The 15206-nt window shown below is 63.8% G+C and carries 16 protein-coding genes; 7 read left to right on the top strand and 9 right to left on the bottom strand.

Annotation, left to right across the window (positions count from 1 at the left end; all coding sequences use genetic code 11):
- Positions 1-9 precede the first annotated feature (9 nt).
- From recJ to SRB521_RS00320, 6 genes are all read right to left on the bottom strand, one after another.
- A complete protein-coding gene (recJ, locus tag SRB521_RS00340; RefSeq protein ID WP_116721590.1) occupies positions 10-2127 on the bottom strand; it encodes a single-stranded-DNA-specific exonuclease RecJ in 2118 nt (705 codons plus the stop codon).
- A 324-nt stretch (positions 2128-2451) separates the two neighbouring features.
- Entirely contained in the window at positions 2452-2616 is a 165-nt protein-coding gene (locus SRB521_RS15900) for a M42 family metallopeptidase (protein WP_165366516.1), read from the bottom strand.
- Positions 2617-2658: 42 nt separating this feature from the next.
- A complete protein-coding gene (locus SRB521_RS00335; protein ID WP_116721592.1) occupies positions 2659-3699 on the bottom strand; it encodes a M42 family metallopeptidase in 1041 nt (346 codons plus the stop codon).
- Between the two features lie 190 nt (positions 3700-3889).
- Entirely contained in the window at positions 3890-4774 is an 885-nt protein-coding gene (locus SRB521_RS00330; protein WP_058116790.1) for an RluA family pseudouridine synthase, read from the bottom strand.
- Positions 4775-4788: 14 nt separating this feature from the next.
- Entirely contained in the window at positions 4789-5313 is a 525-nt protein-coding gene (locus SRB521_RS00325) for a manganese efflux pump MntP (protein ID WP_075705632.1), read from the bottom strand.
- Between the two features lie 259 nt (positions 5314-5572).
- Complete coding sequence (locus SRB521_RS00320; RefSeq protein ID WP_075704931.1) at positions 5573-7327, bottom strand: ABC transporter ATP-binding protein; 1755 nt, start codon at positions 7325-7327, stop codon at positions 5573-5575.
- A gap of 178 nt (positions 7328-7505) precedes the next feature.
- Between SRB521_RS00320 and SRB521_RS00315 the strand changes: the two genes are divergently transcribed.
- The 3 genes from SRB521_RS00315 to SRB521_RS00305 are packed head-to-tail and all read left to right on the top strand — an operon-like array spanning position 7506 to position 10480.
- Positions 7506-8438 carry an AEC family transporter gene (locus SRB521_RS00315; RefSeq protein ID WP_075704930.1) on the top strand — a complete coding sequence of 311 codons (933 nt, stop codon included), beginning with the start codon at positions 7506-7508 and terminating at the stop codon, positions 8436-8438.
- A gap of 26 nt (positions 8439-8464) precedes the next feature.
- A complete protein-coding gene (locus tag SRB521_RS00310) occupies positions 8465-9070 on the top strand; it encodes an HD domain-containing protein (protein ID WP_075704929.1) in 606 nt (201 codons plus the stop codon).
- A 24-nt stretch (positions 9071-9094) separates the two neighbouring features.
- On the top strand, positions 9095-10480 hold the full coding sequence (locus tag SRB521_RS00305; RefSeq protein ID WP_075704928.1) for an MATE family efflux transporter: 1386 nt from the start codon (positions 9095-9097) through the stop codon (positions 10478-10480).
- Between the two features lie 104 nt (positions 10481-10584).
- Here SRB521_RS00305 and SRB521_RS00300 read toward each other — a convergent pair whose 3' ends face one another.
- Positions 10585-10827 (bottom strand): cupin domain-containing protein, encoded by a 243-nt coding sequence (locus tag SRB521_RS00300; RefSeq protein WP_075704927.1) that lies wholly within the window; start codon positions 10825-10827, stop codon positions 10585-10587.
- A gap of 60 nt (positions 10828-10887) precedes the next feature.
- On the bottom strand, positions 10888-12225 hold the full coding sequence (locus SRB521_RS00295) for an MATE family efflux transporter (RefSeq protein WP_278904245.1): 1338 nt from the start codon (positions 12223-12225) through the stop codon (positions 10888-10890).
- A 97-nt stretch (positions 12226-12322) separates the two neighbouring features.
- Here SRB521_RS00295 and SRB521_RS00290 point away from each other — a divergent pair, with 97 nt between their 5' ends.
- Entirely contained in the window at positions 12323-13159 is an 837-nt protein-coding gene (locus SRB521_RS00290) for a MerR family transcriptional regulator (RefSeq protein ID WP_058116783.1), read from the top strand.
- Here the strand turns inward: SRB521_RS00290 and SRB521_RS15895 are convergent.
- On the bottom strand, positions 13102-13263 hold the full coding sequence (locus SRB521_RS15895) for a hypothetical protein (RefSeq protein WP_165366515.1): 162 nt from the start codon (positions 13261-13263) through the stop codon (positions 13102-13104). The genes SRB521_RS00290 and SRB521_RS15895 overlap by 58 nt on opposite strands.
- A 101-nt stretch (positions 13264-13364) precedes the next feature.
- On the opposite strand from SRB521_RS15895, the gene SRB521_RS00285 reads away from it, so the two are divergent.
- The 3 genes from SRB521_RS00285 (at position 13365) to SRB521_RS00275 (ending at position 15153) form a co-directional block, all read left to right on the top strand.
- Positions 13365-13601 (top strand): helix-turn-helix domain-containing protein, encoded by a 237-nt coding sequence (locus SRB521_RS00285; protein ID WP_058116782.1) that lies wholly within the window; start codon positions 13365-13367, stop codon positions 13599-13601.
- Positions 13602-13688: 87 nt separating this feature from the next.
- Positions 13689-14462, top strand: a complete 774-nt coding sequence (locus SRB521_RS00280) for a putative ABC transporter permease (RefSeq protein WP_075704926.1) — start codon at positions 13689-13691, stop codon at positions 14460-14462.
- A gap of 196 nt (positions 14463-14658) precedes the next feature.
- Positions 14659-15153, top strand: coding sequence for a shikimate kinase (locus SRB521_RS00275; RefSeq protein WP_058116781.1), 495 nt, complete (start codon positions 14659-14661; stop codon positions 15151-15153).
- The last annotated feature ends 53 nt before the right edge of the window (positions 15154-15206 follow it).

Genomic DNA, 15206 nt, shown 5'->3' with positions numbered 1-15206 from the left:
TCACCTTCTTCAGATCGGGCGGCGCGCCGAAGCGCCCGCCGGGCCGGTGCCGGGCGTTCCGCCCTCCGCCAGGCGCCGCAGGCGCTTCATCAGGTCGGAGGACTCCAGGTCCACCTTGCCCTCCACCCGGCACAGGTCGATGCGCAGATGGTCGGTGGTCTGCTCCACCTGGATGAGGCCGTGCTCGTCCAGCACCTCCAGGCATACCATGGTCCGCATCACGGTCTCCTTGATGCCATAGGTCCTGGAGACGCCCCGGGCCAGGCGGCGCGCGGTGTCCTCCACCCGGCCCAGGCGGGCGTGGCCGCTGAGATACCGCCACACCGCCGCAAATTCGGCCCGGCTGGGGATGAGTGCCGCCGCCTCCTGGGCAGAAAGGGCCTCCCCCCGGCGCAGCCGCTCATAGAGGGCCTGCTCCGCCGCCATCCGGGTGGGCGCGGGGCGCAGGTCGCACAGTTGGAGCTGTACGCTCCGGTTCCCCCGGAATTCGTTGATCTGGGGGGTAAACGTGACGTCGATCCGGTCGCCGGGGGCAACGCCCGTCTCCGCGGCGCCCACGGAAAAGAAAATGGCGTCCAGCAGATGGCCGCCCCGGCTCAGGCGCAGCTTCAGATGCCGCCCGCCGCCCACCTCGGCGAGGGAGGAGACCGTACAGCCCGGGAGGGAGAACACCGGCTTGGGGTTCCCGGCCCCATAGGGCTCCAGGAGGTCCAGTCCGGCCACCTCCTCCACGGTGAGGAGATTCTCGTCGGGCAGCTCGGCGTCCACCTCCAGAGCGGACGCCAGCTCGTGCTCGCCGGTCCACTCCTCCACGCAGCGGTCGATCCGCTGCCGGAAGGCGCCGATGTGCTCCTCCAGGATCGTAAAGCCGGCGGCCAGGGCATGGCCGCCGAAGCCATCCAGCAGATCGGCGCAGGATTCCAGCGCCCGGAAGAGGTTGAAGCCCCCGAAGGAGCGGCAGGAGCCCTTGCCCCGGCCGTCCTGGACGCAAATCATGAATGTGGGGCAGGCGTATTTCTCCGCCAGACGGGAGGCCACGATGCCAACCACGCCCTGGTGCCAGCCCTCGCCGGCGAGTACGATGGAGCGCCGCTGTCCGGCGCTCTCCCGCTCCAGCCGGGCCAGGCACTCCTCATAGATATGCCCCTCGATGGACTGGCGCTCCCGGTTGAGGGCGCACAGCGCATGGGAGAGCGCCTCCGCCCGCCCGGGGTCCTCCGTGAGGAGCAGCTCCGCCGCCACGGGAGCGCAGCCCATGCGGCCCGCCGCGTTGATGCGGGGCGCCAGGGTGAAGCCGATGCAGGAGGCGGTCAGGGCCTTGCCCTCCGCCCCGGCCTCCCGGATGAGGGCCCTCAGCCCCGGCCGGCGGGTTTGTGCCAGCGCCTGGAGGCCCCGGCGCACGATGGCGCGGTTCTCTCCGGAAAGCTGCATGACGTCGGCCACCGTACCGATGGCCGCAAGATCGGCATATTCGCTCAGGACCCGCTCCCGCTCCGGCCCGGGCGTGAGCGCCAGCGCCAGCTTCAGCGCCACGCCCACCCCCGCAAGGCACGGGAAGGGATAGCCGCAGTCCCGCCGGTGGGGGTCCACCACGGCCACCGCCTGGGGCAGTTCGTCCTTGCACTCGTGATGGTCGGTGATGATCACGTCCAGACCCAGAGACGCGGCGTACCGCGCCTCCTCCACAGCGGTGATGCCGCAGTCCACCGTAACGATGAGGGTGACCCCTTTGTCCGCCAGCAGCTCCACGGCCTCCCGGTTCAGGCCGTAGCCCTCCTCCAGGCGGTCGGGGATATAGGGGAGCACCCGGGCGCCCCGAGCGCTGAGGAACCGGGTGAGCAGGCAGGTGGAGGTGATGCCGTCCACGTCGTAATCGCCGTACACCGCTATGTATTCATTTCCAGCCAGCGCCCGTTCCATCCGCTCCACGGCCCGGTCCATATCCCGCAGGAGCATGGGGTCGTGGAGGGGGGCGTCCGCCGCGGCCAGAAAGGCCGCAGCGGCCTCCGGCGTATCCACCCCACGGGCGCAGAGCACCGTGGCGGCAAGGGCCGGCAGCCCTGCCTCCACCAGCGCCAGGACGGCGCTCCGGTCCGGGGCGGCCTGGTTCCACTTTTTATATTTCATCGGCAAGCCCTCAAAATCTCAAAAAATCACCCTTTATTATATCAAATCACCGCGCTTCTTACAAGCAAAAAGGAGCTGTATTTCGCACTGTCCCCGGCGCGGCCATTCCGCCGCTTGTTGCTCGCACTCCAGATACGCCGCCGCCAGCGCGATGGTGTTCCGCATTCCGTCCCAGTGCGTCCGCGCCCCGTGAGAGGCTCCGCCTCCCACGGGGGCCCCGCTGTCCAGACCCGCCGGGGCGGAATGAATCCGCCCGGCGGCAAGGCTTTGCCCTTCGGGCAAACCGCTTGTACGCGCCTTCCGGCGCGGTCATTCCGCCGTTTGTTACTCGCACTCCAGATACGCCGCCGCCAGCGCGATGGTGTTCCGCATTCCGTCCCAGTGCGTCCGCGCCCCGTGAGAGGCTCCGCCTCCCACGGGGGCCCCGCTGTCCAGACCCGCCGGGGCGGAATGAATCCGCCCGGCGGCAAGGCTTTGCCCTTCGGGCAAACCGCTTGTACGCGCCTTCCGGCGCGGTCATTCCGCCGTTTGTTACTCGCACTCCAGATACGCCGCCGCCAGCGCGATGGTGTTCCGCATTCCGTCCCAGTGCGTCCGCTCCATGCCGTGGGAGGCGTGCACGCCGGGGCCGATGAGGGCCGCCTTGGCGTCGCTGCCCGCCCGCCATGTGACGGACACGTCGGAGGAATAGTGGGGATAGACGTCCACCGCGTAGTCCAGCCCCCGCTCCTTCGCCAGCGCCACCAGGCGGGAGACCATGTCGTAGTCATAAGGGCCGGAGGAGTCCTTGGCGCAGATGGAGACCTGATACTCCGTGCAGGTGAGGTCGCTGCCCACACAGCCCATATCCACCGCCAACAGCTCGTCCAGATCACCGGGGATGGCGGCGCCGCCGTGCCCCACCTCTTCATAGACGGTGAAATGGATCTCCGTGTCATACCGGGGCGCCGTTCCGGCGTCCCGCATCAGCTTCAGGAGGGCCAGCAGGCAGGCGGCGGAGCCCTTGTCGTCGATGAACCTGGACTTGAGGAAGCCGCTCTGCGTCACCGTCGTCTTGGGGTCAAAGCAGATATAGTCTCCCACCTCGATGCCCAGGGCCCGCACCTCTTCGGCGTTTTGCACCTTCTCGTCGATGCGCACGGCCATGTTCTGCTCGTCCCTGGGCCGGGTGAGCACATCGTCGAAAACATGGGCGGCAGGGGAGAGGGAGAGGACGGTGCCGGTATAAACCCGTCCGTCCCGGGTGTAGATCTTACAGTACTCCCCATCCAGAGTAGGCAGGATGGGGCCGCCGATCCTGGTGATCATCAGCTCCCCCTTATCCGTAATGGCCCGGCACATAAGCCCCAGCGTGTCCACATGGGCGCACAGGCCGATCCGCTTGGTGTGTTCCCGGCCGGGCACCTCGATGACCAGGCCGCCCTTATTGGTGCGGCGCGTGGCGTAGCCCAGGGCGCCCGCGATCCGCTCCGCCGCCGCCACCGCGTTCTGTGTGAATCCGCTGGGGGAATCGGCGGCGAGCAGGGTCTTCGCCGTCTCCATCAAAAAATCCTTGCAGCCATTGAAATCCATATCCGCGCTTCCCTTCCAAATATTTTTCCACAGCTTACTTATGATACCCGTTTTCCCTTGGAAAGGCAAGAAAAAGGGGCCGCACTGCGGCCCCTTTGCATATCAAAAAAATCTGCCGGCCCCTTTCGTCCCCCGGAACCCGGCAAGCGCCGTGACCGCCCGCCCATCCGCCGCCCGGGAACGGCCTGTGTCACTGCTCCGCGCCGGGGAAGAGCTTCTGGAACCCAAGCGGCAGAGACGCCTTCAGCTCCAGGGTCTTTTTGCTCCTGGGGTCGGTAAACCGAAGCACATGGGCGTGAAGGGCCAGGCGCCCCATAGGATCGCTCTGGGCACCGTACTGCCGGTCCCCTGCCACAGGGCATCCTAGGTCCTGCATATGGACCCGAATCTGGTTTTTGCGCCCCGTATCGATGGTCACCTCCACCAGCGAGAAGCCTTTGCCCCGGGCCAGGACCCGGTAGTGGGTGACCGCCTCCCGGCCCTCTTTTCCTCTGGGTCCGGAGTAGACCAGATGGGTGGCCGTCTCCCGCAGGTAGGAGCGGACTGTGCCCTCCGGCTCCGGGAGGTCTCCTTCCACGGCGGCCACGTAGCCCCGCTTCTGCACCAGCGCCTCCCAGTGGTCCTGAAGGGCCCGCTTCATCCGTTCATTTTTGGCAAAGACCAGCACTCCGGAGGTATCCCGGTCCAGCCGGTGGACAATAAAGATGCGCCCGCCCGGCTCCCTGGCCTTCACATAGTCAGAGACCATACGGTAGGCGGTACGGGTGCGCTCCTTCTCGTTTCCCATGGACAAAAGCCCGGCGGGCTTGTCCACCGCGATCAGATCCCGGTCCTGGTAGAGCACCGGGAAGGGGAGCTCCGCCGCCCCGGCTGCCTCCGGCGGGAGAAGCGTGACCTGCTGCCCCGGCAGCAGAGGGGCGTCGAACCGGGTGACCACCGTCCCGTCCACCATGACCTGCCGCCGGGTGAGCAGTCCTTTCACCGTATTCCGGGATTTGCCCGTTACCTCCCGGAGCAGGAAGGGGAGGAGGGTGGTCTCCTCCGTCACGGCCAGCACTTTTCTCATCTGCGTCATGTCCCGTTCTCCTCTCATCCGAGCACGCCCAGGTGCTCCAGCAAAATCTTGATCCCCATCCCGATCAGTACCCCGCCTCCGAAAAGCTCGGCCTTGGACTGATACCGGGCCCCAAAAACGCTTCCCATTTTGACGCCCGCAAAGGAAAATACAAAGGTGACCGCCCCAATGAAGCATACCGCGGGCAGAATGTCCACCCGAAGGAATGCAAAGGTGACTCCAACGGCCAGGGCGTCGATGCTGGTGGCCACGGCCAGGGGAAGCATGACCTTGGGTGCAAAGGAGGCGTCCATCTCCCCGCATGCGCCGCATGTCCGGGATTCCCGGACCATGTTTCCGCCGATGGCACACAGCAGCACGAAGGCAATCCAGTGGTCCACACTGGTGATCAGTCCCTGAAAGCGGCTGCCCAGCAGCCAGCCCAGAAAGGGCATCAGCGCCTGGAAGCCGCCGAACCAAAGTCCTGCGGTCAGGGCGTGGCGGGCCCGGACCGCCCCCACCGACAGGCCCTTGCAGATGGACACGGCAAAGGCGTCCATAGACAGGCCCACCGCAATGAGAAACCATTCCCAAAAGCTCACAGGTATCCACTCCTCCCACGTTCTCTCCAGTTGGGGCAAAAAATGACGAGACTTATCTCTTTGCACAGATAAGTCTCGTCATTGAAAACAAAGCCAGGAGCTGCCGCTCCAGTATGTTGGCTCCGCTACGCAGAATGCGCCGACTACTCCCTTATGGAAACGTATGTTATCATTAACTTTTCCATAAGTCAACCCATTCCCCGCATTTCCCGGCGGTTTACACCGCCGCCGACTTCTGGGCATTGTAGAGGCCGGCGTACTCTCCGCCCCGGGCCATCAGCTCTTCGTGGGTGCCCTCCTCGGCGATGCGGTTGTTGTCGATGACCAAGATGCGCTCCGCCGAACGGATGGTGGACAGGCGGTGGGCGATGATGAGGGTGGTACGGCCCTTGGCCAGCTCGTCAAAGGCGCCCTGGATCCTGGCTTCGGTCACGCTGTCCAGAGCGGAGGTGGCCTCGTCCAGGACGAGGATGGAGGGATTCTTCAGAAAGATGCGGGCGATGGATACCCGCTGCTTCTGCCCGCCGGAGAGCATGACGCCCCGTTCGCCCACATAGGTCTGGAACCCGTCGGGCATTTCCAGGATATCGTCGTAGATCTCGGCCTTCTTGGCGGCCGCAACGATCTCCGCCTCGGTGGCGTCGGGCCGTCCGTAGCGGATATTGTCATAGATGGTGCCTGCAAAGAGGAACACGTCCTGCTGGACGATGCCGATGTGCTCCCGAAGGGAGTGCTGGGTGAGGGTGCGCACATCTTGGCCGTCGATGCGGATGGCCCCCTCGGTGACATCATAAAACCTGGGAATGAGCTGGCAGAGGGTGGATTTGCCGCCCCCGGAGGGGCCCACCACGGCCACGGTCTCCCCGGGGCGCACGTGAAGGGACACATGGGAGAGCACCGGCTCGGCGTCCGGGCTGTAACGGAAGCTGACGTCATCCACCTGGATGTCCCCCTTCACCGCTCCGATATCCCTGGCGTCGGGGGCGTCGGTGACCTCCGGCTCCACCCGCATGAGCTCCACGAACCGTTTGAAGCCCGCCATGCCCTGCATGAACTGCTCCACGAAGGCGGAGAGCTTGCGGATGGGGGTGACGAAGGTGGTGACATAGAGGGTGAAGGTGACCAGGTCGATGTAGTCCATCCCGCCCCGCATGATGAAGAAGCCGCCGGCCGCGATGACCAGGACCGGCATCAGGCCCATGGCCAGCTCCATCCCGGAGTGGTAGACCGCCATGGCCCGGTAGTAGCCCCGCTTGGCCCCCCGGAACTGGTCGTTGGACCGCTCGAACTTGTCGATCTCGGCGTCTTCGTTGGCAAAGGCCTTGGCGGTGCGCATACCCGAGATGGAGGACTCAAGGTCCCCGTTGATGCCCGCCAGCTTCCGTTTTACCTCGGAGGATGCCTCCATCATCCGTTTGCGCTGCCGCACCGTGAAGAGGATGAAGAGCGGCACCACGGCAAAGACGATGAGAGCCAGCTCCCAACGAATGGTAAGCATGACGCAGAAGGCCCCCGTCAGGGTGACGACGGAGATGAACAGGTCCTCCGGGCCGTGATGGGCCAGCTCCGTGATCTCGAACAGGTCGCCGGTGACCCGGCTCATAAGCTGGCCGGTGCGGTTCTTGTCATAAAAGGAAAAGGACAGGTCCTGCATATGGGAAAAGAGGTCGGAGCGGATATCCGCCTCGATGCGCACACCCAGCAGGTGTCCCCAATAGGTGACGATGAAGGTGAACACACCCTTGAGCACATAGGCCAGCAGCAGCACGGTCATGAGGGCGAAGAAGGCGCCGTACAGGCTCCGGGGCAGCAGCTCGTTGAGTGCGTGACGGGAAACCATGGGGAACAGCAGGTCCACCAGGCAGATGCCCAGCGCACAGACCATGTCCAGCAGGAAGATGGCCAGATGGGGTCTGTAATAAGACACGAAGATGCGCAGATGGCCGCTGCGCCTCATTTGTTCCGGGGTCATAGAGCCCCTCCTTTCCAGTATTGGGATCAATAGATGTTAAGTATAGCCCCCTTTTGGTCATCTTGTCAATTGATCCGCCCTTTACAGAGTGGTGCGGGACGGGATATAATGTCTCTTTAGTTGAGAGTGCAACCAGTACTCCCATTCTCCATTTTTTGCAGAGAGTGTCGTGGAAGCTATGCTGTCGAATTTTGCTCTGGTGGCCGGACAGGTGGTCACGCTGTTTCTTCTCATGGGGGCAGGCTTTGTCCTGGCCCAGTTGGGAAAGCTGTATCCCGACGGGGTCTCCCAGATGTCCACCCTGGTCCTCTACGTGGTCACCCCCTGCGTCATCATCCACGCCTTCGCCATTGAGCGCACCGACGGCATGGTCCGGCTCCTGCTGGAATTCGCGGCGGTTTATGCCCTGTCCACCCTGTTCTGTGCGGCCGTGGCCCTGTTCTGCTTTCGCGGGGAGAGCCCATGCCGCCGGGGACCCATGCGCTTTGCCATGGTCTATGGAAACAACGGCTTTATGGGCCTTCCCCTCCTTCTGTCCATCCTGGGGGAACGGGCGGTCATCTACGGCGTGGTGTCCGTGGTGGTGTTCAATCTGCTGCTGTGGACCCACGGCGTCAGGACCATGGGAGGCCGTGTCACGCTCCGGCAGGCCCTTGTCAGCCCCGCCACCGTGGGGCTCGTGGTAGGGCTGCCTCTGTTTCTGACCGGCGGGCGTCTCCCCTCCATGGTGGACAGCGCGGTGGGCTTTCTGGCCGACCTCAACACGCCCCTGGCCATGATCGTCATCGGGGCCCAGATGGCGGGCGCCGACCTGAAGCGCAGCTTTACCAGCCCCAGGCTTTACGGCGTGGCCGCCTTCCGGCTGCTGGCCGCCCCTCTGGTCCCCATGCTGTGTCTGCTCCCCCTCCGTCTGGACCCCATGCTCTACTGCGCCAACATCATCCTGTGCGCCGTCCCCGTGGCAGGGGCTACCGGGATGCTGGCCCAGCGCTTCGAGCAGGACACCGCCGTGGCCGCCCAGATGGTCACCCTCACCACCCTGCTCTCGGTGCTGACCCTGCCTCTGATGGCGGTGGCCGCCCAGAGTCTGTCCGGAATCTTGCCGCTGTGAACCATATGATTCAAGGAGGTCCCCCCATGTCCGCAAAAGAGGAATTCATCGAGATCTACCGTGCCAACATCCACCGGGAGGGGGCCGACGCCCTGCTGGACTATCTGGAGAACAAGTCGGATTTCTTCACCTCTCCGGCCTCGGCCCGCTATCACGGGGCCTATGTGGGAGGGCTGTGCGAGCACAGCGTCAACGTCTACCACTGTCTCCGTGAATATCTGGCCCGGGAGCGGGTCCAGGAGCTCTATGGGGTGGAGGCCCCCGACGAATCGGTGGCCGTCTCCGCCCTGCTCCACGACCTGTGCAAGACCGGCTGCTACAAGGCGGGCTCCCGCAATGTGAAGGGCCCCGACGGGAAGTGGACGGCGGTTCCCACCTTTTTTTATGAGGACAAGCTCCCCTATGGCCACGGAGAGAAGTCCGTGTACATCATCTCCGGCTTTATGAAGCTCACCCGCCCGGAGGCCATGGCCATCCGGTGGCACATGGGCTTTTCCGGCGGGGAGGACAGCCGCCTGGTGGGCCAGGCCCTGCAGCAGTATCCCCTGGCCTTCGCCCTCTCGGTGGCCGACATGGAGGCCACCTATTTTCTGGAGAGCGAGGACGGGGAGCCCTCCGCCGGCAAGCACTGAAACCAGAAAGAAGGAGACGATACTTTGAAATCCAAGCGCCAGAATGATCTTGGAAACGACCCCATAGGGTCGCTGCTGATACGGCTGGCCATCCCGGCCATCACCGCTCAACTGGTGAACGCCCTCTACAACATCGTGGACCGGATGTACATCGGCCATATCGAGGGGACCGGCGATCTGGCCCTCACGGGCCTGGGCGTGGCCTTTCCCGTCATCATGTTCATCTCCGCCCTCTCCGCCCTGGCGGGCATGGGCGGCGGCTCCAAGGCCGCCATCCGCATGGGGGCGGGGGACCAAGAGGGGGCCAACGCCATTCTGGGCGGCTGCACCGCTCTGCTGGTGGTCATCTCCCTCGTGGTCACCGTGCTCTTCCAGGTCTTCAAGGACCCTATGCTGCTCCTCTTCGGCGCCAGCGAGAACACCTTGGGCTACGCCTCGGACTATCTTGGGATCTATCTCTGGGGCACCATCGCGGTGCAGTTCTCTCTGGGGCTCAACAACTTCATCACCACCCAGGGCTTTTCCACCGTCTCCATGCTGACGGTCATCATCGGCGCGGTGTGCAACATCGTGCTGGACCCCGTCTTGATCTTCGGCTTTGATATGGGCGTGCAGGGCGCGGCCCTGGCCACCATCCTCTCCCAGGCCGTATCCGCCCTGTGGGTCCTCAAGTTCCTCACGGGAAAGCGGTCCAGGCTCACCATCCAGGCCAGGCACCTGCGCCTGGATCCCAAGGTGCTCCTTCCCGTCATGGCCATCGGCGTGTCCCCCTTCATCATGCAGTCCACCGAAAGCCTGGTGAACATCGCCCTTAACTCCTCTCTCAAGCTCTACGGCGGCGACACCTACGTGGGGGCCATGACCATCGCCTCCTCCATCATGCAAGTGCTGGTGATGCCCCTCCAGGGCCTCACCCAGGGCGCCCAGCCGATCCTGGGTTTCAACTTCGGCGCAGGCAAGACGGACCGGGTCCGACGGACCTTCAAGCTGCTCTTCCTCTCCTGTATCGCGCTGAGCACCGTCTTCTTCCTGTCCGTACAGCTCTTCCCCTGCGTCTTTATCTCCATCTTCAACGACAAGGAGGAGCTGGTCCGGGCCGCCGAGTGGGCCCTGCACGTCTATTTCGGGGGCATGTTCATGCTGGGGATGCAGTTCTCCTGCCAGCAGACCTTCGTGGCCCTGGGGCAGGCCAAGGTCTCCCTCTTCCTCGCCCTGCTGCGGAAGATCGCCCTTCTCATCCCTCTGATCTATATCCTGCCCCACTTTCTCTCCAACCAGGTCTTTGCCGTCTATCTGGCCGAGCCTGTGGCGGACGTCTGCGCCGCCACCTGCACGGGCCTGGTGTTCCTGTGGAAGTTCCCCCGTATCCTGCGGGAGCGGGACGCCTCGGCGGACCGGGAGGCGGCCTGACCGCCCCGTCCATCTGCGCCCATAAAATGGGGGTGACGCTTCAGAAAGCGTCACCCCCATACGCATTTATTTTTGAGAAACGCAGGAACATCTGCGTTATTTTCTTATTTGTTATAGTAAATCAGCATGCTCAATTCTGCCGTCTCTGCCCCCGGATTCAAGCAGGCGTGAGGAACATCCGCGCAAAACCGGATCGAATCGCCTTTTTCAAGTCTGTAGCGATCATTTGAAACCACAATTTCAACCGCGCCCACAAAGACCGTGATAAACTCCTCCGCGCCTTTCAGATGCGGCTGTGCGGACAGCTTTCCACCGGGCTGCACAATAATTCTATACGTTTCAAACAACGTTGTTTCACTAAGAGGGGGAGTTTTCCTTCACTAAATCACGCCGTGTCCTTTTTCTGTTCATACATAGTGATATTTGTTTCGCTTGGCCGCCAGGAAGCCGATAGAGAGGGCCCAGCAGGCCAGCTCCGCGAAGGGAACGGCGATCCACACTCCGTCTACCCCCAGCACGCCGGGCAGCAGCAGCAGGGCCAGCAGCAGAAAACCGAAGGTCCGGGCGAAGGAGATGACGGCGGATACCAGCCCATCGGAGAGGGCGGTAAAGAGGGCGGAGGCGAACAGATTGAGCCCGGCGAAGAGGAAGGCGGGCGCAAACTTGTAAAATCCATCCAGGGCGATGGCGTGCACGGCGGTCCCCGCCGGGGAGAACACCGCCACCACCAGCTCCGCCAGGCCCAGGGAGGCGCCGAACACCAGGGCGGAAGAGAGGGCGATGAACCCCAGGCAGCAGCGGAAGACCCGCTGGAGCCGGGCGTGGTTGGCCGCCCCATAGTTGAAGCTGATCACCGGCGCCACCCCCATGGAGAAACCCATATAGAGGGCGGTGAGCAGGAACTGGGCGTAAAGGACGATGGTGATGGCGGCCACGCCGTCCTCCCCCAGGAGGGAGAGCATGAGCTGGTTGAAGAGGAAGGTAATCACGGCGTTGGAGAGGTTGGTCACCATCTCGGAGGAGCCGTTCCCGCAGGCGTACAGAAGCATCCTGCTCTCCCAGCGCGGCCGCCGGAACCGGAGCCCCTTCCCGCGCAGGGCGAAAAAGCCCATCCCCGCCAGGGCGGTGACGCAGTAGCCCGCCGCAGTGGCCAGGGCGGCCCCGGTGATGCCCATATCCAGGGGGACGATGAACGCATAGTCCAACACCGCGTTGGTAAGGCCCGAGCACACCGTCAGCCCCAGGCCCAGGCCGGGCCGTCCCGCCGTGACGAAAAAGCTCTGGAACAGGAGCTGGAGGATGCTGGCCGGGGCGAAGAGGAGCAGGATGCGCAGGTAGTCGGCGCAGTAGTTCAACAGGGCGTCGCTGGCGCCCAGCAGCCGGGACATGGGGGCGGAGAACGCCAGTCCCAGCAGGGAGAAGAGCGTCCCCAGCGCCGCCCCGGTGAGGACCAGGAGGGTGAGATCACGGCAGGCCGTCTCCTCATCCCCCTCGCCCAGCTTCCGGGCCACCACGGCGCTGCCGCCGGTGGCCAGCATGACCCCCAGACCGATGACCACGCTGACAAGGGGGTAGACGATATTTACCGCCGACAGGGCGGAGGAGCCCACGAACCGGGAGACGAAGATGCCGTCCACGATGGTGTAGAGCGACATGAAAATCATCATGATGATGGTCGGCAGAGCAAACCGAAAAAGGGACCAGAAGCCATACTCCCGGTCCAGCGCGCTGTTCAAAGCATTCACCCGCTTGCATAAAAAGATGGCAAGGGGTATACTAAACCATCGGGTAACCCGATAGTCAAGCAAAATTTTCTACATTTCCTGTAAGGGGGGCGGCGCCGTGAACGGGGCCTTTACCACAGGGGAATTCGCAGCGCTCTGCGGCGTCACCAAGCACACCCTGTTTCACTACGACGCGCTGGGCATCCTCTCACCGGCCAGGGTGGGTCAGAACGGCTACCGCTATTACGCGCCCCAGCAGTTGGAGGTCTTTCATGTCATCGAGACCCTGCGGGAGCTGGACATGCCCCTCTCCGAGATCAGGGCCTATCTGGACCGGCGGAGTCCCGGGGAGCTGGTGGAGCTGCTGGAGCGGGAGGGCGCTCTGCTGGATCGGAAGCTGCGCCGCCTGCGGCAGATGCGGGACCTGGCCCGGCAGAAGGCCGCCCTCACCCGCTCGGCCCTGGCGCGGACGCCGGGCGTGGTGGCGGAGGAGGTGCAGCCGGAGGCCCTTCTGGTGTGTACGCCCTCCCACCCCATGACCAGCGATGCAGATTCCGCCCGCTCGCTGGCCGAGCATGTGCGCTACTGCCAGGCCCACGGCGTCCGCAGTCCCCACCCCGTGGGCTGTATGCTCCCGCTGGAGGGGGCGCGGAGCTGGGACCTGTCCGCGTATACCCACTTCTATACGCAGGTCTCCCGTCGGCCGGGCCGGGACGCCACTCTCTATGTCAGGCAGGCCGGGCGGTACCTCACGCTGTTCCACACCGGCGGCTACGGCACGGTGGCGGAGGGCTACCGCCGGGTGCTGGACCACGCCGCCGCCCGGGGCCTCGCCCTGCGCGGCCCCTTCTTTGAGGACCCTCTGCTGGACGAGCTGTCCGTGCGCGGGTATGAGAATTACGCATTGCTGCTCTCGGTGGGCATTTCCGGCGCAGAGCGGGCCTCCTCCGCCTGAGCCAGATACCGCTCTTCCGCCTCCTGCTGGGCCCGCCGCAGCGACTCGATGCAGTCGGTGACGGCGTTGAACAGACCCAGATAGGCCTCCTTATAAGAATCCATGTTTTCCCTTCTTTCTATCTTTTTTCCATATATTAGAACAAAACGTTCATTTTGTCAATAGCTCAATTTGTTCTTGGTTAAAATTTTCCGGGGTGATCGATATGACGTTCCGGAGAATTCGAGATTTGCGGGAAGACAGCGACTGGTCTCAGGCATTTGTGGGGACATCCATCGGCCTTCCGCAGAGGACCTATGCCTACTATGAAAGCGGGGGTCGGTCTATTCCGCCGGAGATTTGGGGCCGTCTGGCCGACCTCTACGGCACCAGCGTGGATTATCTGATGGGGCGCACGGATGTGAGGGACCCCTATCCACCGGCCAAAAAGCGCCGGGACTGATGCAAGGAAAATTTAAGAATTTCTTTGGGGTGTTCTTAAGAATACTGTGGTACAGTGGATCTCTATCGAAACATGGGAGGTCCGCGTATGACCGATGCGAAGCTTCTGCCGGGCGGGAAGGCCGGGCAGGTCCCCAAGCCCTCCTCCGAGACCATTCCCGGCTTTTTTGCCCGGGGCGTGAGCTATTACAAGCTCTTTTGGGTGTTTTTTATCGCCTCCTTCCTGGGGGCGATCACCGAAACCCTGTTCATGCTCCTCACCCGTGGGGAGCTCCAGAACCGCAGCGGACTCATCTACGGGCAGTTCTCTCTGGTGTGGGGCCTGGGCGCGGTGCTGTTTACCGTGTGCTTCCACCGCCTCACCGGGCGGCGGGATCTGGTGATCTTTCTGGCGGGCACGGTGCTGGGAGGGGCCTACGAATACCTGTGCTCCTGGGTCCAGGAGGTGCTGTTCGGGGCCTGCTTCTGGGATTACAGCCACATCCCTCTCAACATCAACGGCCGGGTGAGCCTTCTCTACTCCATGTTCTGGGGGGTGGCCGCCGTGCTCTGGGTAAAGGACCTCTATCCCCGCATGTGCCGCTGGATCGGTCGCATCCCCGGCCCGATCGGCAAGCCCCTCACCTGGGCGCTGACGGGGTTCATGGCGGTCAACATCCTGCTCTCCGCCGCGGCGCTGGCCCGCTGGGACGCCCGGCAGATGGGCCGCCCGCCCCAAAACCCGGTGGACGTCTTTCTGGACGTCCACTTTCCCGACCGGCGGATGTATCAAAACTACTCCACGCTCACCTTTGTCGGCACTGAGGAGGCCAAGGAGGCCGCGGGGGTGGGGACTGCGAAGAGCAAGGGGAGCGCACCCTGAGCTGCGCGCTCCTGCACGAGGCTTTTGAGAAACCGGCGCGCTCCGGCAAAAGGATTTGCCAGAGCGCGCTTTTTTTGTTATAATGATTCGATACCCTTGATGGACAGGGGACGATCCGTGCCCGAAACACCGGATTGCCCCTTGTCCATCGCGGGTATGATGCTGCAGGATTTCAGAGAAACTAAGGGGCACGGCCATGGATAACATTATACTCATCGGCATGCCGGGGGCGGGCAAGAGTACGGTCGGCGTACTCCTGGCAAAGACCCTGGGCTATGCGTTTTTAGATACCGATCTGGTCATTCAGCAGCGGGAGGGCGCCCTCCTGCAGTCTCTGGTGGACTCGCTGGGCGTGGAGGCCTTTCTGGATGTGGAGGCCGACGCCATCTGCTCCGTGGAGTGCCGCGGCACCGTCATCGCGCCCGGGGGGAGCGCGGTGTGCCGGGAGCGGGCCATGTCCCACCTGAAGGCGCTGGGCCGGATCGTCTATCTGCATCTGCCGCTTGAGGAGCTGGAGCGCCGGCTCAATAATATCAGCACCCGGGGCATTGCAATGGCTCCGGGCGAAACTCTGGCCGACCTCTTCGCCTACCGCGCGCCGCTCTATCGGAATTATGCCGATCTCACTGTGGACGTGGGGCGGCAGTCCCTGGAGGAGACCGTGGCTCTGGTGCTCCGGGCGCTGCGGTGAGCGCCCGGAGGGCGGACCTCCGCCTGTCATAGGGCGCGCACAGGCGCGCCCCG

The organism is Intestinimonas butyriciproducens, assembly GCF_004154955.1.
Classification (GTDB): domain Bacteria; phylum Bacillota; class Clostridia; order Oscillospirales; family Oscillospiraceae; genus Intestinimonas; species Intestinimonas butyriciproducens.
Note: the sequence above shows the minus strand (reverse complement) of the source record. Positions and strands in the feature narration are given on the sequence as shown.

Excerpts from the sequence above, each read along its gene's own strand:
- recJ (WP_116721590.1), bottom strand. The coding sequence starts at position 2,127 with ATGAAATATAAAAAGTGGAACCAGGCCGCCCCGGACCGGAGCGCCGTC.
- SRB521_RS00335 (WP_116721592.1), bottom strand. The coding sequence starts at position 3,699 with ATGGATTTCAATGGCTGCAAGGATTTTTTGATGGAGACGGCGAAGACC.
- SRB521_RS00330 (WP_058116790.1), bottom strand. The coding sequence starts at position 4,774 with ATGACGCAGATGAGAAAAGTGCTGGCCGTGACGGAGGAGACCACCCTC.
- SRB521_RS00325 (WP_075705632.1), bottom strand. The coding sequence starts at position 5,313 with ATGGACGCCTTTGCCGTGTCCATCTGCAAGGGCCTGTCGGTGGGGGCG.
- SRB521_RS00320 (WP_075704931.1), bottom strand. The coding sequence starts at position 7,327 with ATGACCCCGGAACAAATGAGGCGCAGCGGCCATCTGCGCATCTTCGTG.
- SRB521_RS00315 (WP_075704930.1), top strand. The coding sequence starts at position 7,506 with ATGCTGTCGAATTTTGCTCTGGTGGCCGGACAGGTGGTCACGCTGTTT.
- SRB521_RS00310 (WP_075704929.1), top strand. The coding sequence starts at position 8,465 with ATGTCCGCAAAAGAGGAATTCATCGAGATCTACCGTGCCAACATCCAC.
- SRB521_RS15895 (WP_165366515.1), bottom strand. The coding sequence starts at position 13,263 with ATGGATTCTTATAAGGAGGCCTATCTGGGTCTGTTCAACGCCGTCACC.
- SRB521_RS00285 (WP_058116782.1), top strand. The coding sequence starts at position 13,365 with ATGACGTTCCGGAGAATTCGAGATTTGCGGGAAGACAGCGACTGGTCT.
- SRB521_RS00280 (WP_075704926.1), top strand. The coding sequence starts at position 13,689 with ATGACCGATGCGAAGCTTCTGCCGGGCGGGAAGGCCGGGCAGGTCCCC.
- SRB521_RS00275 (WP_058116781.1), top strand. The coding sequence starts at position 14,659 with ATGGATAACATTATACTCATCGGCATGCCGGGGGCGGGCAAGAGTACG.